Annotated in this window: 19 protein-coding genes and 1 pseudogene; 8 read left to right on the top strand and 12 right to left on the bottom strand. The window is 72.5% G+C overall.

What is annotated here, in order from left to right:
- Window positions 1-450 precede the first annotated feature (450 nt).
- Window positions 451-1,818, top strand: coding sequence for a Tat pathway signal sequence domain protein (locus tag QQM39_RS18835; protein WP_302003635.1), 1,368 nt, complete (start codon window positions 451-453; stop codon window positions 1,816-1,818).
- A 30-nt stretch (window positions 1,819-1,848) separates the two neighbouring features.
- Here QQM39_RS18835 and QQM39_RS18830 read toward each other — a convergent pair whose 3' ends face one another.
- From QQM39_RS18830 to QQM39_RS18810, 5 genes and pseudogenes are all read right to left on the bottom strand, one after another.
- Window positions 1,849-2,676 carry a carbohydrate ABC transporter permease gene (locus QQM39_RS18830; protein ID WP_301998114.1) on the bottom strand — a complete coding sequence of 276 codons (828 nt, stop codon included), beginning with the start codon at window positions 2,674-2,676 and terminating at the stop codon, window positions 1,849-1,851.
- Complete coding sequence (locus QQM39_RS18825) at window positions 2,673-3,713, bottom strand: carbohydrate ABC transporter permease (protein ID WP_301998112.1); 1,041 nt, start codon at window positions 3,711-3,713, stop codon at window positions 2,673-2,675. Before QQM39_RS18825 ends, QQM39_RS18830 begins: the two co-directional genes overlap by 4 nt.
- Window positions 3,713-4,948 carry a sugar ABC transporter substrate-binding protein gene (locus tag QQM39_RS18820; RefSeq protein WP_301998110.1) on the bottom strand — a complete coding sequence of 412 codons (1,236 nt, stop codon included), beginning with the start codon at window positions 4,946-4,948 and terminating at the stop codon, window positions 3,713-3,715. The genes QQM39_RS18825 and QQM39_RS18820 overlap by 1 nt, the downstream gene beginning before the upstream one ends.
- Window positions 4,949-5,055: 107 nt before the next feature.
- The gene (locus tag QQM39_RS18815) at window positions 5,056-6,129 is read right to left on the bottom strand and encodes a LacI family DNA-binding transcriptional regulator (protein WP_301998109.1); all 1,074 of its coding nucleotides are present in this window, start codon (window positions 6,127-6,129) and stop codon (window positions 5,056-5,058) included.
- A 2-nt stretch (window positions 6,130-6,131) separates the two neighbouring features.
- A pseudogene (locus QQM39_RS18810) lies at window positions 6,132-8,503 on the bottom strand (SpoIIE family protein phosphatase).
- 174 nt (window positions 8,504-8,677) lie between these two features.
- Here QQM39_RS18810 and QQM39_RS18805 point away from each other — a divergent pair.
- Together QQM39_RS18805 and QQM39_RS18800 are read left to right on the top strand one after the other, a co-directional pair.
- Window positions 8,678-9,094 (top strand): DUF3052 domain-containing protein, encoded by a 417-nt coding sequence (locus QQM39_RS18805; protein ID WP_301998108.1) that lies wholly within the window; start codon window positions 8,678-8,680, stop codon window positions 9,092-9,094.
- A gap of 727 nt (window positions 9,095-9,821) precedes the next feature.
- Window positions 9,822-13,739 (top strand): BTAD domain-containing putative transcriptional regulator, encoded by a 3,918-nt coding sequence (locus tag QQM39_RS18800; protein WP_302003634.1) that lies wholly within the window; start codon window positions 9,822-9,824, stop codon window positions 13,737-13,739.
- On the opposite strand, the gene QQM39_RS18795 is transcribed toward QQM39_RS18800, so the two are convergent.
- The 3 genes from QQM39_RS18795 to QQM39_RS18785 form a co-directional block, all read right to left on the bottom strand.
- Window positions 13,740-15,443: a bifunctional 3'-5' exonuclease/DNA polymerase gene (locus tag QQM39_RS18795; protein ID WP_301998107.1), complete on the bottom strand. Its 1,704-nt coding sequence runs from the start codon at window positions 15,441-15,443 to the stop codon at window positions 13,740-13,742.
- A gap of 176 nt (window positions 15,444-15,619) precedes the next feature.
- Complete coding sequence (locus QQM39_RS18790; RefSeq protein ID WP_301998105.1) at window positions 15,620-16,387, bottom strand: Clp protease N-terminal domain-containing protein; 768 nt, start codon at window positions 16,385-16,387, stop codon at window positions 15,620-15,622.
- Between the two features lie 67 nt (window positions 16,388-16,454).
- Entirely contained in the window at window positions 16,455-16,928 is a 474-nt protein-coding gene (locus tag QQM39_RS18785; protein ID WP_301998103.1) for a GNAT family N-acetyltransferase, read from the bottom strand.
- Between the two features lie 93 nt (window positions 16,929-17,021).
- Here QQM39_RS18785 and QQM39_RS18780 point away from each other — a divergent pair, with 93 nt between their 5' ends.
- Window positions 17,022-18,164 (top strand): DUF2786 domain-containing protein, encoded by a 1,143-nt coding sequence (locus tag QQM39_RS18780; RefSeq protein ID WP_301998102.1) that lies wholly within the window; start codon window positions 17,022-17,024, stop codon window positions 18,162-18,164.
- Between the two features lie 19 nt (window positions 18,165-18,183).
- On the opposite strand, the gene QQM39_RS18775 is transcribed toward QQM39_RS18780, so the two are convergent.
- From QQM39_RS18775 to rpmB, 4 genes are all read right to left on the bottom strand, one after another.
- Complete coding sequence (locus QQM39_RS18775) at window positions 18,184-18,708, bottom strand: DUF4232 domain-containing protein (RefSeq protein WP_301998101.1); 525 nt, start codon at window positions 18,706-18,708, stop codon at window positions 18,184-18,186.
- Window positions 18,709-18,779: 71 nt separating this feature from the next.
- A complete protein-coding gene (locus QQM39_RS18770; protein ID WP_302003633.1) occupies window positions 18,780-19,262 on the bottom strand; it encodes a hypothetical protein in 483 nt (160 codons plus the stop codon).
- Window positions 19,263-19,422: 160 nt separating this feature from the next.
- Window positions 19,423-19,728 carry a 30S ribosomal protein S14 gene (rpsN, locus tag QQM39_RS18765; protein WP_301998100.1) on the bottom strand — a complete coding sequence of 102 codons (306 nt, stop codon included), beginning with the start codon at window positions 19,726-19,728 and terminating at the stop codon, window positions 19,423-19,425.
- The gene (gene rpmB, locus QQM39_RS18760) at window positions 19,728-19,964 is read right to left on the bottom strand and encodes a 50S ribosomal protein L28 (protein WP_093908577.1); all 237 of its coding nucleotides are present in this window, start codon (window positions 19,962-19,964) and stop codon (window positions 19,728-19,730) included. The genes rpsN and rpmB overlap by 1 nt, the downstream gene beginning before the upstream one ends.
- Before the next feature lie 61 nt (window positions 19,965-20,025).
- Here rpmB and rpmG point away from each other — a divergent pair, with 61 nt between their 5' ends.
- Genes rpmG through rpsR form a run of 4 tightly spaced genes read left to right on the top strand, consistent with a single transcriptional unit; the run spans window position 20,026 to window position 21,873 of the window.
- The gene (gene rpmG, locus QQM39_RS18755) at window positions 20,026-20,190 is read left to right on the top strand and encodes a 50S ribosomal protein L33 (RefSeq protein WP_030573688.1); all 165 of its coding nucleotides are present in this window, start codon (window positions 20,026-20,028) and stop codon (window positions 20,188-20,190) included.
- Window positions 20,191-20,195: 5 nt separating this feature from the next.
- Complete coding sequence (locus tag QQM39_RS18750; RefSeq protein WP_301998094.1) at window positions 20,196-20,453, top strand: type B 50S ribosomal protein L31; 258 nt, start codon at window positions 20,196-20,198, stop codon at window positions 20,451-20,453.
- A gap of 13 nt (window positions 20,454-20,466) precedes the next feature.
- On the top strand, window positions 20,467-21,633 hold the full coding sequence (locus QQM39_RS18745; protein WP_302003632.1) for a GTP-binding protein: 1,167 nt from the start codon (window positions 20,467-20,469) through the stop codon (window positions 21,631-21,633).
- 6 nt (window positions 21,634-21,639) lie between these two features.
- Complete coding sequence (gene rpsR / locus QQM39_RS18740) at window positions 21,640-21,873, top strand: 30S ribosomal protein S18 (protein WP_301998092.1); 234 nt, start codon at window positions 21,640-21,642, stop codon at window positions 21,871-21,873.
- Window positions 21,874-22,202 lie beyond the last annotated feature (329 nt).

The following is a 22,202-nucleotide window of genomic DNA, read 5'->3' as shown; positions in this document are numbered from 1 at the left end:
TACGAAACCCGGGGATTGACACCCGGGCCGTCCAGTCGACCTGCATCACCGACTGGGACGCTCCCGAGCAGCGATGGGCCCGGGCCACGGGCGGCCAGCTCAAGAACGGCAAGAGCGCCAGGTGCCTGTCGATCGAAGGCGGCGGCAGCACCGACAACGGCGCGCAGGCCATCCAGTCGACCTGCATCACCGAGTGGAACGCCCCCGAGCAGCAGTGGAGGCTGACCAGTTGAGGACGGCGCCGGCGTCGGGCGGCCCCGGCCACGGCTGACGACGCCAACCGTTCCGCACCGCAAGGCCGTTGACCCGCCCCACCCGCACCAGCAGAATGACCCCGCACTCAATGAGAGCGCTCTCAAGGCCCGGCAAGGGAGACCCATGGACGGCATGGACGGCGTGGTCGGCAGGTACGGCATGAACGGCATGAACGGCATGAACGGCGTGAACGCCATGACCGGCAGTCGAGGCCCGGCGTTCAGCCGTCGCGCCCTCATCGGGGCCGCCCTCGGTGCCGCAGTGCTCACCTCGGCCGGGGCGGGCACCGCCCACGCCGACGCGCCCTCCGCCCAGCGCCGCGCCCACGCCTTCCTCGCCGCCGCCATGGACGCCTACCCCGACCACGGCAGCACCCGGCTCGCCCAGAGCTACACCGACCAGGCGGGGTTGTTCAGTACCGCTTTCACCTACGACAACGCCCTCGCGATCCTCGCCCTCCTCGCCACCCGCTCCACCGACGGACGTGCCCGGGCCGTCGTACTCGGGGACGCGCTGCTGTACGCCCAGGAGCATGACCCGGTCCATGACGACGGTCGGCTGCGGCAGGCCTACAACGTGGGGCCGTACACCTTCTACGACGGCTCCCGGCAGCCGGACGGGTTCGTACGGGCGGACGGGACCGTCAACGTCGGGACGCAGTTCGGGTTCACGGGGACGGCCGTGGGTGACATGGCCTGGGCCGGGATCGCGCTCAGCGCGCTCGCGCGGCGGACCGGGGAGCGGCGGTTCCTCGACGGGGCCGTGCGGATCGGGGAGTGGATCGAGCGGAACGGGCGTACCGAGGAACCGCTCGGGGGGTACAAGTTCGGGGTCAACGGGGCCAACGAGAAGCTTCCGTTCACCTCCACCGAGCACAACACCGACCTCGTCTGCCTCTTCGGGCGGCTCGCCCGGCTCACGGGGGACCGGGTGTGGAGGGCGCGGCGGGCGCGTGCCGAGGCCTTTGTCATGAAGATGTGGGAGCCCTCAGGCGGGTTCTTCTACACCGGGACCAATGACGGGACGACGATCAACACCTCGCCCGTCCCCGAGGACACCCAGACCTGGACCCACCTGGCCCTCGACTCCCGTGTCCACGCCCGGTCGTTGGACTGGGCCGCGCGTGAGCTGGCCGTTCTCGACCATGCCGAGCGGCGCAACAGCACGGTGCCGGCGGGGCAGTCGTACGAAGGTGTCACCTTCAGCTCGGCCAGTCTCCTCGCGAACGAGGACGCGCCGATCGCCGACACCCAGCCCAAGCCCGACCGCAACGGCGTGTGGTTCGAGGGGACCGCTCATCTCGCGCTCGCCCTGCGGGAGCGGAGCGGGCGGGGTGACGAGGCCCGGGCCCGGCGGCTGATCGACTCCATCGAGCGGGCTCAGGATCTGCTCGGGGGCGGGCAGACCGTCGGAGGGCGGGCGCTTCCCGGGCGCTGCGGGATCGTCGCGGCGAGCAGCCCGCTCGACACCGGCTTCGGGTTCGGCTACTACCCGTACCGGCATACGGGGGCGACCGCCTGGTATCTGATGGCGGCGACGCGCTCCAATCCGCTCGGGGTCTGACCTCTCGTTTCTCCGAGCGGCTCACCCGGCTCACCCTCGGACGCTGCCTGCGGTCAGTCCGCCGACGATGAAGCGCTGGAACAGGGCGAACACGCAGACCACCGGCACGCTGATGAGGGTGGCCGTCGCCATCAGGGGGCCCCACGCCGTGCCGTGCTGGCCGACGAAGGCGTTCAGCAGGACGGTGACGGGCTGGACGTCCGGGCCCTCGGCCAGCGTGAGGCCGAACAGGAACTCCCCCCAGCCGATCAGGAAGCACAGCCCCGCCGTGGCGACCAGGCTCGGCGCCATGAGCGGCAGGACGACCCGCAGCAGTACGCCGGGCAGTCCGCAGCCGTCGACCAGCGCGGCCTCCTCCAGCTCCGGCGGGAAGGACCGCAGCACCGGGCGCAGCACGATCACCGCGAAGGGAAGGGTGAGGGTCGTGTCGGCGGCGATCAGACCGAGGTAGGTGTCGTCGAGACCGGCCCGGCGTTCGAGGATGAACAGCGGTGCCGCCAGCACGATGGCGGGCGGGAGTTGGGCGACCAGCAGGGCGAGCACCATCGTGCCCGAGCCGCGCATCCGGACGCGGGCGAGCGCGTAGGCGAGCGGGACGCCGAGCAGGAGCGTGAGGGCCACGACTCCGCTGGAGATCACCACGCTGTTGAGGAGGGCCCGGGGCAGGCCTTCGTAGTCCAGGGCCGTCCGGTAGTTCTCGCCGGTGAGCGGGGCGGGCAGCCACTGCGGGGTCGGGGCCAGGATCCGGTCCGGGCGGGTGAGGCTGGTCTTGGCCATCCAGTACACCGGCAGCAGGAAGGCCGCGGTGATCAGCGTGGCGAACGCCGTGAGCAGCCAAGGGCGTTGGGGATGTTTCACGTGGAACCTCCCACCGCGTCCTCGCGCCGCAGCCGTCGTACGTAGAACACGCCTGTGAGCAGCGGTACGACGAGCAGCAGCAGGCCGGCGGCGGCGCCCTCGCCGAACCGGAAGAACCGGAAGAAGACCTCGTAGACATAGAGCGAGAGCACCCGGGTGGCGTCGACCGGGCCGCCGCCCGTCATGACGAAGACCAGGTCGAAGACCTTGAAGGTGTAGATGAGGCCGAGCAGGAGGACGGTCACGGAGACCGGGAGCATGAGCGGCAGGGTGATACGGCGAAAGCGCTGCCAGGCGCCGGCTCCGTCGATGGCGGCGGCCTCGTGCAGTTCGGGGTCGATGGTGTGCAGTCCGACCAGGAGCAGCAGCATGTTGAAGGGCACGCCGACCCAGATGTTGGCGAGGACCACCCCGGCCAGGGAGGTGGAGGGGTCGGTGAGCCAGTCGTGGGAGAGGGCATCCAGGCCGACCGCCCGCAGCAGGGCGTTGTAGGCGCCGGACTCCGCGTCCAGCAGCCAGCGGAAGAGGGTGCCGCTGACCACGGGAGGCAGCAGCCAGGCCACCAGGAGCAAGGAGCGCAGGAGGCCGTTCAGCGGGAACGGGCGGGCGAAGAGCAGGGCCAGGGCGAAGCCAAGCGTGAACTGGCACGCCAGGGAGGCCAGCGTGAACAGCAGCGACAGGCGTACGGAGTGCCAGAACGCCGGGTCGTCGAGCACCGCCCGGTAGTTGGCGAGGCCGTGGAAACGTTGGCCCCCGCCGAGCAGGCCGCTCAGCCGCACGTCGTGGACGGAGGTCCAGACGTTGTAGAAGAGCGGGTAGGCCAGGAAGAGGGCGAGGAAGGCCAGCCCGGGGAGGCAGAAGAGGTAGCCGGCGCGGCGGCGGCGCGCGGAGGGGGAGAGGCGGGTCGGCGGGCGGCGGTCCCTTCTTCGGTGGACCTCCCGTTGCCGTCGGCTCTCCAGTCTCCGGTGGACCTCCCGTTGCCGTCGGCTCTCCAGTCTCCGGTGGAGCTCCTGCGCGAGGCCCTGGCGCCCTCGCATCACCCGCCCAGCGCCTTGTCGATCTTGCCGGCCGCTGTCCTCGCCGCCGCCGAGGGGGACGCGGAGCCGGTCAGTACGGCCTGTTCCGCCTCCGCGACGGCCTGGGAGGCGTCGGCGTAGTGCGCGCCGTACTGGCGTGGACGGGCCAGGGGCAGCTGGTTCAGGAAGAGCCGCAGGGCCGGGTCGGAGGCCCAGGTGCCCCGGTCGGCCAGGTCCTTGCGGGCGGGCAGGTTGCCGAAGGCGACGAGGTACGGCGTCAGCACTGACGGACGCTGGGTGTACTCCAGCACCTCCCACGCCTGGTCCAGATGGTCGCTGCTCGCCATCAGCACCCAGTTCTCCCCGCCCAGACAGGTGGCCGCCTCCTTGTCGCGGGGCAGGGCGACGACGGCCCAGTCGAAGTCGGCCTCCTTCAGCGTGGGGATCTGCCAGGGGCCGTTGATCTGCATGGCCGCGCGCTGGTTGAGGAACCGGGTGTTGACGTCCTGCTGCGTCCAGCCCACGCACTGCTCGGACAGGGAGCCCTTGGCGATCAGGTCGTCCAGGAACGACAGGGCGGTGGCGCCGTCGGTGGCGAAGGTGTCCAGGTCGCCGCCCGCCTGCCACAGGAACGGCAGGAACTGGAAGACGCCCTCCTCGGTCCTGATCGCGCTCAGCGCCAGGCCGTACCGGTCGCCGCTGGTCAGCCGCTCGGCGGCGGAGGCCAGCTCGTCCCAGGTGGTGGGGGGCCGCACACCGGCGTCCTGAAGCATCCGGGTGTTGTAGTAGAGGGCCAGGCAGTTGCTCTGGTTGGGGAGGCCGAGCGTCTTGCCGTCGACCTGGCAGCCGTCCCAGGGGCCCTTGTAGTACTGGTCGGCCTGGCCCCACTTCTCGACCCGGTCGGTGAGGTCGGCGAGCAGATCGCTGCCGCCGAGCGTGTTCATGGAGACGTTGTCGACGATCGCGATGTCGGGCAGGTCGCCGGAGATCGCGCCCAGGGTGATCTGCCGTTCGAGCTCCGCGAACGGGAACGTCCGCCGCTCGATCCGCACATCCGGCACCCCGGCCTCGATGTCCTTGATGAGACGGGTCATCCCGGGCTGGAAGTTGTCCAGCGTGAAGTAGTCCCACCAGGTGAGGGTGGTCGTGCTCGGCTCGTCGGAGCCACAGGAGGCCAGGGCCCCGCCGAGGCCGAGCGCAGCGGCTCCCGTGCCGGCGGTACGCAGAAAGCCGCGGCGGTCGAGCGGGTACGGCATGCTCCCCTCCCGGGGGTTGTGATCAGCGGGCGTGGGTTCGGAGGGCGTGGAATCAGCGGGCGTGGATCAGAGGGCGTGGATCACCGGACGTGACGGAAACCGGCGTATCAGAAATTCACGTCGAAATCAGGGAATTCCGGCTCGGGTTCCGAACCGGGCACCGGATGGCACCGTCCCGTGCTGGAGCGCAGGGTGATCAGGGGTTTCAGCAGGACGTGCCGGGGTGTCGAGCCGGGTGAGCGCAGACGTTCCACCATCAGCTCGACGGCGACCCGGCTCATCTCCTTGGCGGGGATCTCGGCCGCGGTGAGCTGCGGCGTCACCTGCTCGGCCCACGGGCTCGCCGCCACGCCGACGACCGAGAAGTCGCGTGGCACGCTGCGGCCGTGCCGGGTCAGCCCGCGGTAGACGCCCTCCAGGGCCGCCTCGTTCATGGTGACCAGCGAGGTGGTGGCCGGCTCGTCCGCCAGGATCCGGCCCACGACCTCCTCGCCCGAGGCGAGGTCGTCGCCGCACAGGTAGGCGTGCGGCTCGTGGCCCAGGTCGGTCATCGTGGTGACGTATCCCTCCTGGCCGAGCCGGGCGAACCCGTAACCGCTGTTGTAGAGCTGCTCCGACCGGTTGACGAAGGCGATCCTGCGATGCCCCAGGTCGGCGAGGTGCCGTACGCAGCCGATCGCCAGCCCGGCGAAGTCCAGATCGACCCAGCCCACCTCGTCGGCGCGGTGGTTGCGGCCGATGGCGACGAACGGGAAGCCCGCCTCGGCCAGATACTCCACCCGGTCGTCCTCGCGGCGGATCTCCATCACGATCACGCCGTCCACCCGCGGCCGGACGCCCCCAAGCCCCTCGCCCTCCGCACGCCGCCGGCCGTCCCCGTGCCACTCACCGCCCGCCCTGTGCCCCGCCCCACCCCCGCCCCTGCCTCCACCCCCGCCCTCGTTCACCGGCCGCTGCCCGAGCATCCGCCGGAACGAGGCGTCGGCGTTCGTGCCGGCGGGGGAGAGCAGCACGTCGTAGCCGTACTGCGTCGCGGCCTCGGCGACGCCGCCGATGAACGCGAGCTGCATGGTGGTGTACTCCCGGTCCCGGCCGGCCGGGGGGTAGAGCAGCCCGATCGTGTGCGTGGCGTCCCCGTCCCCGGCCCGCGGTGCCGTCGCCTCGCCCGTGCGCGCGGTCATGGTCAGCCGACGGGGAGGGGCTGTTCGGCCCAGATCGTCTTGCCGGTGGGGGTCTGGCGGGTGCCCCAGCCCTGGGTGAGCTGGGCGACCATGTGCAGCCCGCGGCCACCCTCGTCGAAGGTCCGGGCCCGGCGCAGATGGGGGGCCGTGCTGCTCGCGTCGGACACCTCGCAGATCAGGGTGCGGTCGCGGATCAGGCGCAGCCCGATCGGTACGTCGCCGTAGCGGATGGCGTTCGTGACCAGCTCGCTCACCACCAGCTCGGTGACGAACGCCGCCTCCTGAAGGCCCCAGGCGGCGAGCTGCCGGGAGGCCTGCGCGCGGGCGTCGGCCACGATCGCGGGGTCGGACGGCAGAGCCCATGCGGCGACCTGGTCGGCGTGCAGGGCGCGGGTGCGGGCGAGCAGGAGGGCCACGTCGTCGGCGGGACTCTCGGGGAGCAGCGCCTTGAGGATGGCGTCGCAGGTCACCTCCAGCGACGGCACCGGGGAGGCCAGGGCCGAGCAGAGCCGTTCCAGGCCGACGCCGACGTCGCGCTCCCGGGCGAGCAGGCCGTCGGTGTAGAAGGCGAGCAGGCTGCCCTCGGGCAGCTCCAGCTCGGTCGCCTCGAAGGGCAGCCCGCCGACGCCGAGCAGCGGACCGGGCGTGAGGTGGACGACGCTGACCGACCCGTCGGGCAGCAGCACGGCGGGCGGGACGTGGCCGGCGCTGGCGAGGGTGCAGATCCGGGAGACCGGGTCGTACACGGCGTACAGGCAGGTCGCCCCGACCCCACCGGTGTACGGCAGCTCCCGCAGGGTGCTGTCGTCGTCCGAGGTGAGGTGGGTGACCAGGTCGTCGAGGTGGGTGAGCAGCTCGTCCGGGGGGAGGTCCACGTCGGCGAGGGTGCGCACGGCGGTACGCAGCCGCCCCATGGTGGCGGAGGCGTGGATGCCGTGCCCGACGACATCGCCGACCACCAGGGCGACCCGGGTGCCCGACAGCGGTACGACGTCGAACCAGTCGCCGCCCACCCCGGCACCCGTGCCGGCGGGCAGATAGCGGTACGCCACCTCGACGGCCGCCTGCTTCGGCAGTTCGCTGGGCAGCAGGCTGCGCTGGAGGGTGAGCGCGTTGGTGCGCTCGCGGGTGTAGCGGCGGGCGTTGTCCACGCCGACGGCCGCCCGGCCCGCGAGTTCCTCGGCGAGGATCAGGTCGTCCTGCTCGAAGGGCGGGGAGTTCTTGCTGCGGACGAAGACCGCGACTCCGAGGGTGATGCCCCGGGCCCGCAGCGGGGTGGCCATGACCGAGTGGAACCCGTGCTCCCGGACGATGGCGGCCCGTCCCTCGTGCTCGTCGACCCACCGCTGGAAGTCGGGGTCCTCCTTGCCGCTGAGGACCGGCCGGCCGCTGGTCAGGGAGCGGGCGGGCGGCGAGAACGGGGATAGGTGTCGATCCCGCCGAGCTCGACCGCGGCCTCCGGCACCCCTCCGCCCTCGGCGGCCGACTGGTGGGCGATCCGGCGCAGCATCACGGCCGCGTCGACCGGCCCCGGCACCGGCTCCTCCCCGCGGATCACCGAGTCGAGCAGGTCCACGCTGGCGAAGTCGGCGAGCCTCGGCACGGCCAGATCGGCGAGCTCCTGGGCGGTGCGGCCGACGTTCAGCGTGGTGCCGATGCGGGTGCCCGCCTCGTTCAGCAGGGCCAGCCGCTGCCGGGCGGCGTACTGCTCGCTGCTGTCGAAGGCGGCGGTGCCGACCCCGGCCACCTCGCCGGACTCGGGGTCCCGCACGGGCCACAGCTCGACGATCCAGGAGCGCTGCCGGGCAGCCGCGGCCGGGGCCGGGGCGAACCCCTCGTACCGCATCGGCATGGCCTCCTCGGCGACCCGCCGGACACACCTGAGGAACCCCGCGTCGGAGCGGGCCTGACCGAGCGGGTCGGCCTCCGCGCCCGCGTTCAGCCGCCACGATCCCGACGCGGCGCTGTAAGTGGACAGGGCGATCGAGGACTGGGCGAAGGCCCACTCCACCATCCACCGGTCGCGCTTGGAGGCGGGGGTTCCGGTGGTGGCGGTGACGACGAACGCCTGGGTCGCGCCGTCGCCGTCCAGGGAGGGCTGGGCGTGCAGGGTCAGTTCGACGCGGTGGCCGTCGCGGTGCCGCAGCGCCGCCGTGCCGCTCCACTCCTGGGAGTCGACGGGCGAGAAGCCGGTCGCCTCCCGATCCACCAGGAGGTCGGCCGCGGCCCGCCCCACGACCTCGGAGGCGCGGTACCCCAGCAGCCGACGGGCACCCTCGCTCCACCCCGTGACGATGCCCTCCAGGCTGATGGTGGCTGTCGCGGCATCCGGTGACCACCCGTAGTGACCGAGGCTCTGATCAAAAGTGGTCATTATGGCTCACTTCGCGGTGGTGATGTTACTCACGGTTCCAGCGTGCGCGTTGCGCGAGAATCGGACAAGTCGGATGCCCGTGCATGAATTCCCGTGCCCGAGGGCGGTGCGGAGACGGCGGGAAGGCGGCGCGGAGAGGGGTGGAAGACGGCGCGGAGAGGGGAGGAGAAGGGGGTGGAGGGGTTCGCCATGGGTTACTCCGGTACGCCGCTCGCCAGGAAGATCGGCATCAAGCCGGGCCACCGGGTCCGCCTTCGTCACGCGCCCCCACGCTGGGACATTCCCGGGCTGCCGGAGGGCTGCGAGGTGGCCGAGGGAGGCCCGCGGGGCGCGGACGTCGCCGTCGCGTTCTATCGGTCGTACGGCGATGTCGTCGCCGAAGGCCCGGGGCTGGTCGACGACATCGCCGACGACGCCATGCTCTGGATCGCCTGGCCCCGCCGGGCGGCCGGCCACGTCAGCGACATCACCGAGAACGCGCTGCGGGACCTCTTCCTCCCGCTCGGCGTGGTCGACGTGAAGGTCGCGGCGCTGGGGGAGGGCTGGTCGGGCCTGAAGTTCGTACGGCGCAGGGAGAACCGCGGCGCATGACCTGCCGAGGGGGAGCGGGGGGGGGTGAGGAGCGCGAGGAGGGAAGGGACGCGGGCCCCGGTCGCTCACCTCCGGCGACCGGGACCCGCCTGCGCCCCCGGATCCGGCCGCGGCGGCGACACTCCCCCGAGTTGCGCGTCGTACGCGCGCGCCGTCGGGCCAGATCCGATGAAGTGATCACATCAGGTCGCGCCAACGGATCGCTAACATATGGCCAACGGCGTTCCGTTTCGAGGCCGTTCGGTTGGCGTGAAGTCGACGGACGGTAACGGGAAAGGCCCGGAGGGGGGAACGGTTTTCCCGCCGAGGGCGTCGAAAAGGGTGGCAGGAAACCGTCGTACGGGGGCGGATCTCCGCCAAGCTCGGCATTTTCGTCGTGCTGTGTGGATGTTCGTCGTGGAGCGTGAGCGCGGGTGCGAGTGCGGGCCCGCCGCAGGGGAAGGCAGTGGGCGGCGTGAAGCGGTGCGGGCTGCGGTTCGGACTGCTGGGGCCGCCGGTGCTGTACGAGGTGGACAGCGGCTCCGGCGATGGCCGGGATGCTGACGGCCGGGGCTTCGGCGGTCGGGATCCTGACGGTCGGGACCGCGGTGGTCGGGGCCCGCACGGCCTGGGCTTCGGCGGTCGCGACGCTGACGGCCCGGACATCGGTGGTCGGGCCCCTGGGGGCCAGAACCTCGACGGTCAGGATGCGGACGACGTCCAGGGCCGCGACGGTGACTCGCCGGCCGTGACCGATCGCGCTGTCCGGACCATCCGCAGCCCCAAGGTGCGTGCCCTGCTCGCCGCGCTGCTGCTCGAAGGCGGCCGGGTCGTCTCCGTGGAATCGCTGACGGACGTGCTGTGGGGCGGGGCGCCGCCCGCGTCCGCGCGTGCCTCGCTGCACAACCATGTGGCCCGCCTGCGGCGGCTGCTCGACGACCCCGAACGGCTGCGGGCGGTGCCGCCCGGCTATGTGCTGCGCGTCGACGAGGGCGAGCTGGACGTCGACGTCTTCGTGAGCCGCGTCGCCGTGGCCCGCGCCGCGCATGCCGCGCGGGACTGGGAGCGGACGGTGCGCGAGTGCACGGCAGCGCTCGCGCTGTGGCGGGGCACGCCCCTGTCCGGCCTGCCCGCCGAGGTGGGCGGCTACGCGCTCGTACAGCGCCTGAGGGAGGCGCGGCTCCTGCTCCTGGAGTGGCGCTACGACGCCGAGCTGACCGTCGCCGGCCCACGACTCGACGGCCTCGTGCCCGAACTGGCGGCCCTCGCCGCCGAACACCCCCTACGGGAGTCCTTCCACCGCCACCTGATGCTCGCCCTGCACCGCACGGGCCGGCGCGCCGAGGCCCTGGCCGTCCACCGCGATCTGCGCGCGCGCCTGATCGAGGAGCTCGGCGTGGAACCGGGGGCGGGGGTGCGAGAGGCGCATATGGAAGTGCTGCGGGGGACCGGGGACGTCGGTGGCGCGGGGCGTGCGGTGGAGCCGGGCGCGGAGGGCAGCGGCACCGGTCGTGGGGTGCGTGGCGTGGCCGCGGGGGCCGGTGGGCGCGAGGTGAGAAGGGCTGCGGAGGGTGCGGTCGATCGCGGGCCGCGACGGGCTGCGGGCAGCTCGGTCGGGCCTGAGCTGCCAGAGTCCGCAGGGGGTTCAGTTGGCCGTGGGCGGCCAGGGTCCGCGGTGGGCTCAGCCGGCCGTGACGATGACGCCGTTCGTGGCGCCGCCGACGTCGCCACCTCCCAAGCCGGCGACGCGCCCCACGGCGCCGCGCTCGCTGAAGCTACGCGCGATGACGACGCCGTCCGGCACCCCACGCCCGCCGCCGGTTTCCACGAGACGGCAGCGCCGGCCGCTCCGGCCCGTCGCGAGGCGGAGGCCTTGGCTGCCCAGCCGGTCCCGGAAACGGACATACCCGCGAGCTCGGCTTTCGGTGAGACGGGGGCCCTGGCTGCCCGGCCGCTCTGGGGTCCGGACATGCCCGCGAACTCGGCCTACCGAGAGACGGACCACCCGGCTGTCCGGCCCCTCCAGGATGCGAACCCGTCCGCCGCCTCGACCGTCCGCACGAGGGATGCATCGGCCGCCCCGGCCCCCCGGGAATCCGACGCGCCCGCCACCCCAGCCCCTCCCCAGCCGGAGAACACACCCCCCACCCCACCCCAGCAACAAGGCCCCCCTCCGCCACCCCGCCCCGCCCAACTCCCCCCACCCCCCGCCTACTTCACCGGCCGTACCGCCGTACTCGGCGACCTGCGCCGCACCCTCGCCTCCGCCCTCACGCGTCAGCCCACCGTCGCGGTAGCCGTGATCAGCGGTATGGCCGGCGTCGGCAAGAGCGCGCTCGCGCTGCAGGCCGCGCACGGGCTGGCGAACCGTTTCCCCGACGGTCAGCTCTATGTCAACCTGCACGGCGCCACCCCCGGCATGCCCCCGCTCACCCCCGGCCAGGCGCTCACCGCACTGCTCCGCGACCTCGGCGCCGACCCCCGCTCCATCCCCGAACACCCGGACGCGGCCGCCGCCTTGCTGCGCTCGCTGCTCGCCCCGACCCGCACGCTCATGGTCCTGGACGACGCCGCGAGCGCCGCGCAGGTACGCCCGCTGCTCCCGGCCGGCCCCGGCTGCGCCGTGATCGTCACCAGCCGCTCCCCGCTGACGGCCCTGGACGGCGTCCGCCGCTTCCCGCTCACGCCCCTGACGGCGGAGGACAGCGCGGCCCTGCTGAGGGCTGCGTCGGGGCGCGACGCGCAAGCTGGGCGGAACGAACGCGACCGGCACGCCGGACCAGGCGCCCCCACCGATCACCAAGCCCCCACCGATCACCAAGCCCCCGCCGATCACCAAGCCCCCGCCGATCACCAAGCCCCCGCCGATCACCAAGCCCCCGCCGATCACCAAGCCCCCGCCGATCACCAAGCGCCCACCGATCACCAAGCGCCCACCGATCACCAAGCGCCCACCGATCACCAAGCGCCCACCGATCACCAAGCGCCCACCGATCACCACGCCCCCGCCCATCACCACGCCCTCGACGCCACCCATCCCCTCATCGAGCTCACCGGCCGCCTCCCCCTCGCCCTGCGCGTCGTCGCGGCCCGCCTCGCCGCCCGCCGTGCCCTCACGCTCGACGTGCTCGCCGATCAACTGGCCGCCGCCGAGAGCCGGTTGCACCACCTGGAGTACGACGACCTCAGTGTCCGCCGCTCCCTCGCCGTCGCCCACGACGCCCTCGCCGCCTCCGACCACGAGGCCGACCGGGACGCGGCCCTCGCCCTGCGTCGCATCGGCGCCGTCGACCTGCCCGCGTACGGCGCACCCCTGCTGGCCCGCCTGACCGGCACCGACGAGCGCCGTGCCGAGGCCGCCCTCGACCGCCTCGTCGACGTGGCCCTCCTGGAGGAGATCGCGTACGGCCGCTACGCCCCGCACGACCTGGTGCGCGACTTCGCCCGTGAGCTCGCGGGAGCGGGAGCGGAAGCGGACGGCGAGACGGACACCGCGGAAACCGCCCTGCGCTGGTACGCCGCCGTCGCCGAACGCACCCTCACCGCCATCGTCGAACCCGGCCTCGACCAGGACGACCGCTGCAGGCCGACGTCCGCACAGCCGCCGGAGCACACGGACCATGTACTCACGACCGCTCCCTTCAACAGTCCCGAAGAGGCCTTCGCCTGGGGTGACCTGGAGCTGGAGAACATCGTCGTGCTGGTCGAGCGGTATGCGCATGCCGACGACGCCGGCGACGGCACCGCCGCCCACATCTCCACCCTCATCCGCCTCCTCTTCCCGTGCGTCCAGCGCGCCGGCCGCGTCGCCGAGATGGAGGTGCTCGGCCGGGCCGCCCTGCGGGTGGCGCGACGGCTCGGAGACGAGGCCGCCGAGGCGTACGCGCTGGGCGACCTCGCCGGCCTGCACTTCCTGACCGGCCGCAACAACGAGGCCCTCGCCCTCAACGACCAGTCCCTGGCGATCTGGCGGAGTCTCGACGTGGCCTCCCGGATCTGGCGCTGTCTCAACAACCGGGGACTGCTGCTGGAGAATCTCGGCCGGTACGCCGAGTCCGGGCAGGCGCTGCACCAGAGCCTGGAGTACTCACGGCAGTTGGACGACCCCTACGGCGAGGCCGTGACCTACCAGCACCTCGGCAACCTCTACGAGCACACCGCCCCCCGGGCCGCCATCGAGCAGCACCGGCGCTCCCTCGCGATCGGTGACCGCATCGGCAACGTCGTCGTGCGGCACTCCGCCCACTGCAACATCGGCTACGCCTACGTCACCCTCGGCGAACCGGCCGCCGCCGTACCCCACTTCGACGAGAGCCTGCGCATCCTCGGCGGCCACAGCGACTGGCACGGCGAGTCGCAGACCCGCCTCGGTCTGGTCCGCGCCCTGCGCCTCCTCGGCCGCGGCGAACGGGCCGACCGCGAGTGCGCCGAGTTGCTCCACCGCGCCGACGCCCGCGCCGACCGCTACACGGCCGGCCTCGCCCGTCACCAGCACGGCCTCCTGCTGCGCGGACGCGGACGTATCCAGGAGGCGTACGACGCCTGGCGCACGGCCCTGGAGGCCCTGGACGGCACGGACGAGAAGACGGTCCTCGCGGAACTCAGGGAGCTGCTCGCCGACGAGGGACCCGCCGAAACCAAGTCCGCCGACACCGAACACCACTGATCACTTGGCGTCCGCATAGCACTCCACCACCGCCGCGGTGAACGGAAACCGCACCGGCGTCTCCCCGAACGTCAGCCGCCCCGCCAGCTCCGCCGCCTCGCGTATCGCCGTCACGACCGCCTCGGCCTCCTCCTCGGGACAGTGCACGATCACCTCGTCGTGCTGGAAGAAGACCAGTTCCGCCGCCATGCCCGCGCAGGCCTGCCGCAGTGCGGCGAGCAGCAGCAGGGCCCAGTCGGCGGCGCTGCCCTGCACGACGAAGTTGCGGGCGAAGCGGCCCCGGGCGCGGGCGTCGGAGGAGGCATGGCCCGGCACCCACTCCTGCGGACCGCCACCCCCGGCCGACTCGTCCTCCGTGTCCGCGGTCGGGATGCCCGCCTCCTCGGCCGCGTCGTCCGCCGCCCCGACCGCCGGCGGACACGTCCGCCCCAGCCACGTCCGCACGAGCCGCCCCTCCTCCCCGGCGCGGGCGGCATCGTCGACGTATGCCACCGCCTTGGGAAAGCGGCGTCTGAGTGCGGCGAGGTTCTTCAAGCCGTCGCCGGAGGTCTGGCCGTAGACGGCACCCAGCACGGCGAGCTTGGCCTGCGCACGGTCGCCGGAGAAGGCGCGGTCGGAGACGGACTGGTAGAGGTCGCTCTCCCGCCCGGCCACCTCCATCAGCCCGGGGTCACGGGAGATCGCGGCGAGCACTCGCGGCTCCATCTGGTCGGCGTCGGCCACCACGAGCCGCCAGCCGGGGTCGGCGACCACGGCACGCCGGATCACCTTCGGGATCTGCAGCCCGCCCCCGCCGTTGGTCACCCACCGCCCCGTGACCGTCCCGCCCGCGAGGAACTCCGGCCGGAACCGCCCGTCCCGCACCCAGTCCTGCAGCCAGGACCAGCCGTGGGCCACCCAGATCCGGTACAGCTTCTTGTACTCGACGAGCGGCTTCACGGCCGGATGGTCGAGGGACTCGATCTCCCAGCGGCGGGTCGACCTGATCTTGATCCCGGCCTGCGCGAAGGCCTTGATCACATCGGCCGGCAGATCGGGCCGCACCCGGCGCCCGAACGCGGCCGACACCTCGTCCGCCAGCTCGGCCAGCCGCCGTGGCTCACCGCCCCCGGCATACCGCTCGCCCAGCAGTTCGTGCAGCACCCGGCGGTGCACCTCGGCGCTCCACGGCAGCCCGGCCCGGTTCATCTCGGCGGCCACGAGCATGCCCGCCGACTCGGCCGCCGTCAGCAGCCGCATCCGCTCCGGGTGCGCGGCCCGGTCGTGCCGGCGCTGCTGGTCGGCGTACACCTCGACGAGGTCGGCCAGCGGCACATGGACCGCCTGCGGCTCGAAGAGCGAGGACTGCGAGCCCGGTTCGGCCGCCCGCTGGGGCGGATCGGGCGGTACGGGACCGCCCCGGAGCCGGGCGAGGGCGGCGGCGGCCGACCTCGGTTCGCCGTACCGCCCGGCATGGCCGAGCAGGAGGGTCTCGGCGTCCTCGATGTCGTAGCACCGCTCCACTCGCACCCCCGTGGCGAGCAGCCGCGGATAGACCTCGGCGGTGGACCGCCACACCCACCGCGCCACATCGGGCCGCCCCCGCACGGCCTCACCCAGATCCGCCTCCCACCGCACCGGCCCCGCGGGCAGCCCGTCCGGACCGAGGGGGGCGATCTCCACGCCACCGTCCTCGGCCGGAGCGAGCGCCCACCGGTCGGTCATGCAGCGAGTGTGGCACCCGGGTCTGACAATGCCCCAAGGGCCTGTCTGACAGTTCCCGCCTGCCCCGCGACGCCTGGCACGCACTCCCCCACTCTCGACTTCGCTCGCGCGGGGGGACCCCCATGACGCCGCGGGGCCCGACCTCCGGGCGGACGACGGGAATTGTCAGACAGGCCCTAGCTCTGCGCCTCACCCTCCTCGCCGGCCTCCTTGACCGTCTGCACACCGCTGTTCAGGAACTGGGAGAGCATCTCGACGAGGTACTCCTCCACCGCCTGCTTGGTGAGCTCGAGTCCGTACAGGACACCGGAGCCGTTCTCGAACTCCAGCAGGGCCAGCAGGATGTGCTCGGTGCCGATGTAGTTGTGGCCGAGGCGCAGGGCCTCGCGGAAGGTCAGCTCCAGCACCTTCTTGGCGTCGGAGCCGTAGGGGACGAGGTCGGGGACCGCGTCGGCGGCGGGCGGCAGTGCGGCGGTGGCGGCCTGGCGCACGGAGTCCAGCAGGACGCCCTGCGCCGTGATCGCCTTCGCGGCCAGGCCGTCCGGCTCGGCCAGCAGGCCGAGGACCAGGTGCTCGGGTCGGCCCTCGGCGTTGCGGGCCGCGATGGCCTCGTTGTGGGCGGCCATCACCGTGTTGCGGGCACGCGGCGTGTAGCGGCCGAAGCCCTGCTGGGGGTCGAGGTCGGCCGACTCCTTCGGCACGAACCGCTTCTGCGCGGCCTGCCGGGTGACGCCCATGCTCTTGCCGATGTCGGTCCAGGAGGCGCCCGATCGCCGGGCCTGGTCCACGAAGTGGCCGATCAGGTGGTCGGCCACTTCACCGAGGTGATCGGCTGCGATCACCGCGTCCTGGAGCTGGTCGAGGGGCTCTTCGTGGACCTTCTTGATGGCCGCGATGAGTTCGTCGAGACGTACGGATGACGTGATGGTCGGGTTCGTCGACATGTGTCAACCGTAGGTTGACACCCTCGGGGTGTCAACCCGTGGTTGACATCGGGCTTCGGGGGCGCGGTCAGAGCGGCTTGGCGAAGCAGCGGCTGTCGGAATAGCCCCTGTAGGGACCGAAGTTGGCCGTCGGGGCGTATCCGCAGGCGACGTACAGCCCCATGGCCTCGTGCAGCGGCGTCCCCGTCTCCAGCACCATGCGGCCGCGTCCGGCGTCCCGGGCGCTGCCCTCCAGTGCGCCGAGAATGCCGCGGGCGAGCCCCCGCCCCCGGGCCTCGGGCACCACGAACATCCGCTTGATCTCGGCGTCCCCGTCCGCGTACCCCTCGTCGCCCGCCTCCTGGGCACGCCAGCCGCCGCAGGCCACGGGCTTGTCGTCGCGGTACGCGATGAGGAAGAGGCCGTCCGGCGGGTCGAAGTGGTCCGGGTGCAGCGGGGTCATGTCGTCGTAGCCGTAGCGCCGCAGGTACTCGGCCTGCGCGAGGTCGGAGAGCTTCACGGCGTCGGGGTGGTCGAAACGTACGGGGTGAATCTCATCCATGGCCCGGAAGCTAGGCGTGGCCCACCCCGCGCCTCAACGGGATTTCGCCGGCCGCCCAGCCGGGCCGCGCCCGCCCCGTGGCACCATCGCCGGGTGAGCAGCACGAACAGTTCGAGCGGTACGCCCGGCCCCGTCGACCGGGCCTTCGAGCACGCCCTCTACGCCGACACCGACACGGCCCTCGACACCGGCGCCTCCCTCCTCGCCGCGGACCCCGCCGCGGACGCCGAACTCACCCGGCGCGGCGTCGAGTTCGTCGCGGCGGCCTGGCGGCGCGGCTGGCAGCCCGCCGACGTCGTACGGCTGGTACGCCGCGACCTGGACGACGTACACGTACGACTGCTCTCGGCGCTGATCCGCTCCCAGACGCCGTACGACCGTCCCCGCGGCCCTCGCTGGACGGCGCAGCTCGACGACCTGCCCACCGAAGCCCCGCCCCGAACCGACCGCTTCTCGCACGCGACCGCCGTCCTGGAGCTGTACCGCCTCCTGCTGCGCCTGCCCGCGCTGGAACCGCTGGACGAGCAGGCCGAGCAGCCCACCAGGCACCCAAGGCATCCCAGGCCCGAGTCCCGCATGCTCACCCGCATCCGCGCCCTGCTGGCGAAGGCGGAGGCGACCGGCTTCCCGCAGGAGGCGGAGGCGCTCAGCGCCAAGGCGCAGGAGCTGATGGCCCGGCACAGCATCGACGAGGCACTGCTGGACGCGCAGGCACCCTCCCATGACGCGCCCGGAGCCTGCCGGATCGGCGTGGAACCGCCGTACGAGCAGGCGAAGGCCGTACTGCTGGACGCGGTGGCGACCGTCAACCACTGCCGTGCCGTGTGGAACGAACTGTTCGGCTTCTCCACGGTCGTCGGTTTCGAGGCCGACCTGGAGGTGGTCGAACTCCTCTACACCTCACTCCTCGTGCAGGCCCAGGCGGCGATGGCGAAGGCGGAGGCCGCCCAGCGCGCGGGCGGCCGCAAGCGGACCAAGACCTTCCGGCAGTCGTTCCTGGCGGCCTACGCCCACCGCGTCGGCACCCGACTGCGGGCCGCCGCCGAGACACCGGTGAGCGACGACCTGCTCCCGGTCCTCGCCTCCCGCGAGGTGGCGGTCACCGACCGCCTGGACCGCATGTTCCCGGAGACGACCACGACCCGCCTGCGCGGCGTCAGCGACGAGGCGGGCTGGGTGGAGGGCGCGGAGGCGGCCGACCGGGCGCAGATGGCCCACCGCCGGCCGCTCGGCTGAACCCGCGCGCCGAACCCCGTCAGTCGCCGGAGCGCTGGAAGCCGCTCACCGAGGCGTCCGGCGCCTGCCCGTCGCTCTTCAGCGCGACATCGCCGTACGACCACTTGAAGCTGTGCGTCTCGGCGGACCCGGGCAGATGGATCTTCACCTGCCGCACGGCGAGGCTGGTGCTGCCGCCCTTCTCGCCCCGGACGTAGGTGAGGGTGAAGGAGGTGACCGCCTCTTTCGCGAGGACCGTCTTCTTCGTCCCGGCGGCCTTGTCGGTCGGGACGTCGGTCACGGTGTTGCCCGCGGAGAGCTCGACGGCGGGCAGCCCGTCCAGGGTGCACGCGGCGCCGCTGCGGTTGGTGATCGTGACGGGCACGTTGCCGGTGTCACCGGCGGCGGGGGCGGCGTTGGCGGGCCCGAACTGCACGGCCACCTCGTCGGCGCAGGCGGAACCGGCCGCACTGTCCTTGCTGTCGTCCCCGCCCCCGCCGTCGTCGCAGGCGGTCAGGAGGAGAGCCGCGGCGAGGGCGGCGACGGTGAGGGGAGTGGCGCGCATGGGTCCTTCTTGGAGTTACGCCGGTGATCGGATGGCGATCACCGAACTGATCGGGCTTCACTGATCGGACATCACGATCCCAGACCGGCCGTGGGCAGGCTCGTGGGCAGCTTCCCGCCCTGCGCCTTCTGGTAGGACTCCGCGCCGAGACCGCCCTCGCCCTGCCAGGTCACCTTCAGCCGCGTCTTGCCGACGGAGTCGACCATCCCGACCGCCCGGTCCTTGCTGCCGTCGGGGCACTTGAGGCGGATCATCCGCATCCCGTCCTGCTCACCGGCGGTCCCGCTGCACACGGTCCCGCCGGTCGCGAAGAGCGCGACCTCCGTGCCGTTGACGACCAGCACGACCGCCTTGCCGTCGGTCGTGGCCAGCCAGCTGCCCTCCAGACCACCGGATGCCGACGCCGAGGCTCCCGTGCCGCCGCCGGTGTCGGCACTGGCGGACGCGGAAGCGCTGGGACCGGAGTCGTCCTTGGCGTCGGAGCCGCCGTCACCGCCGCACGCGGTCAGCGCGACCGCACCCGCCAGGGACGCGACCACGGCCGCGGCCCGCATCCGCCGGCCCGACATCGTGCGCGCACGCGAGAAATTCGCCGAGGTCACTGGAGACTCCCAAGCTGTAGCGGTCGGCATACGGCCGAGCCGGCCCGCCGGGCCGAAACGACCGCAGCAAGTTACCAGGGAGTCGTAGGCGGATCTTCAGGACCTACCAGACCTACCAGGAGGCCTTGCGCACCCCCGGCAGATACCCCGCGTGCGCCTGCTCCCGCATCGACACCCGGGACAGCCCGAACGCACGGAAGTACCCGCGCGGCCGCCCGTCCACCTGGTCCCGGTTGCGCACCCGCGTCGCGCTGGCGTCCCGCGGCTGCCTGCTCAGCTCCCGCCGCGCGGCCAGCCGTTCGGCATCGGTGGACGACGGCCGACGGATGATCTCCTTGAGCTCGGCCCGCCGCTCGGCGTACCGCGCGACGACCTCCTGCCGCTGCTCGTTCTTCGCGATCTTGCTCTTCTTCGCCATCAGACCTTCACTCCCCGGGCGCGGATACGGGCGACGGCCGCCTCGACGCCGATGACGTCGACCGTCTTGATCCCCTTGGTGCTCAGCCGCAGCCGTACATGCCGGCCCTCGCTCGGCAGCCAGTAGCGCTTGGTCTGGATGTTGGGGTCGAAGCGGCGGGAGGTCCGCCGGTGGGAGTGGGAAATGGTGTTGCCGAAACCGGGCTGGGCGCCGGTCAGCATGCAGTGGGCGGACACGGTGACGAACCTCTCCTCAGACGCAGCTGTTAATGGAATTCATTTTCAGTAAGATAGCAGCATGGCACGCAACGAACTCCGCCCGGTCATCAAGCTCCGGTCCACCGCCGGCACCGGCTACACCTACGTGACCCGCAAGAACCGCCGCAACGACCCGGACCGCATGACCCTGCGCAAGTACGACCCGGTCGCCGGCCGCCACGTCGACTTCCGAGAGGAGCGCTGACCCCCATGCGCAAGGGAATCCACCCCTCCTACGGCCCCGTCGTCTTCCGCGACCGCGCCGCGAACCACGCCTTCCTGACCCGCTCCACCCTCGCCGGTGTGCCCACCGGCAAGACGATCGAGTGGGAGGACGGCAACACCTACCCGGTCGTCGACGTCGAGATCTCCAACGTCAGCCACCCCTTCTACACCGGCACGGCCCGCGTCCTGGACACCGCTGGCCGCGTGGAGCGCTTCGAGCGCCGGTACGGGAAGCAGGGCTGACGACGTGGCTGTGATGCCCGGGCTCTCCGTCGTGATCGTCGGCGGGCTGCACACCGACGCCCGCAAGGCGGCCGTGGCGCACCTGCTCGCCGACGTCCCCGACAGCGTCGTACTCCACCACGACCTGGCGACGGCCACCGTCGGCACGGTCGTGCGCACGATCCGCGACGCCACCGGAATCGTGACCGCCGGCGAGACACCCCTCGTCAACGACTGCGCCTGCTGCGCCCTGCGCGAGGACCTGGTCCCGGAGCTGATCCGGCTCCGGGACGCCGGCACCACCCGTATGGCGATCGTCGAACTGTGGGACTCGGTCGAACCCAAGGCCATGGCCGAGGTGGTCACGGCCGGCGGGCTGACGCTCACCGGCGTGATCACCGCGGTCGACCCGGCGCTGGTCCTGCCCTACCTGGGCAACGGCGACGACCTGGCCGACCGGGGCCTGGCGGCCGCGCCGACCGACCAGCGCACGGTCGCCGACACCTTCGCACGCCAGCTGGAGTACGCCCCCGTCCTCGCCGTCACCGATTCCCCGGAGGCCGACGAGGAGGACCGCGAACTGCTCGCCCAACTCCACCCGACGGCCCGCCAGGTCCCGATCGGCGCCGGCGACGACCTGACGGTGCCGCCTCCACGCCGCCGCTCCCCTCTCTCCCAAGCGGCTCTGGCCGGCTTCGACGTCGAGTCGGCCGCGGCCGCCCAGCACCCGGCGTGCGCCCTGCTCCCCGCGGAGGCCGACGCGCACGGCGTCTCCACCCTCGTCTGGCACCGCCGCCGCCCCTTCCACCCGGAGCGGCTGTACGAGGCCCTGGAGGACATCACCTGCGCGGCAGCCCGCAGCAGGGGCCGCTTCTGGCTCGCCGACCGGCCCGACGTCCTGCTCCACTGGGACGCGGCGGGCGGCGCCCTGTGCGTGGAGAGCGCGGGCCCCTGGCTCGCCTCGCTCCCCGACGCGGCCTGGGAGATGGTCCCGCCGGTCCGCCGGGCCGCCGCCGCGCTGGACTGGCACCCCGAGCACGGCGACTGCTGCCAGCACCTGGTCTTCACGTCCCCCGCCCTGGACCGGGACGGCTTGGAGCAACTCCTCGAGTCCTGCCTCCTGACCGACGCCGAGTACGCCGCCGGCCGCGACGCCTGGAAACAGCTCCCGCCCGCCTTCGACACCCTCCTGGAGGTCTGACCCCCCATGCCCCGCAAGCCCGAGCGCAAGCCCGCCAAGAACCGCCCCAACCCCCTGGACCAGGCCAAAATCACCTACATCGACTACAAGGACACCGACCTCCTGCGGAAGTTCATCTCCGACCGAGGCAAGATCCGCAGCCGCCGGGTCACCCGAGTCACGGCCCAGCAGCAGAAGCAGCTGGCCAAGGCCATCAAGAACGCGAGGGAAATGGCCCTCCTGCCATACGTGAGCCGCTGACCCTGAAGGGGTCTCATCCTCAAACGCCGGACGGGCTGAATGCCCGGACCGGCGTTGAGAGTTTTCGGGGCATGACGCGCACCCCACCCCTCAGCAACGGGCCGCCGCAGGCATGGAACAGAAAGGCCGCGAAACGCGTCTGTTCCTAGTACGCGAGGGATTTCGACCCGCACGCCCCACTCAGCTGACGCTGGAACGAATACAGGGCCGCGTACGTCACAGGAGTAACCGCAGCAACACCCCGCGTGCACGTGCATCTGCTCACGCAGCTGCACGTGAACAGAGCTATGATCCGGGAGCAGTTGACAACTGCACCACCACTGCAATCA

Source organism: Streptomyces sp. DT2A-34 (assembly GCF_030499515.1).
Taxonomy (GTDB): domain Bacteria; phylum Actinomycetota; class Actinomycetes; order Streptomycetales; family Streptomycetaceae; genus Streptomyces.
The sequence above is the reverse complement of the archived record's forward strand: the minus strand, read 5'-3'. Positions and strand labels throughout refer to the sequence as shown.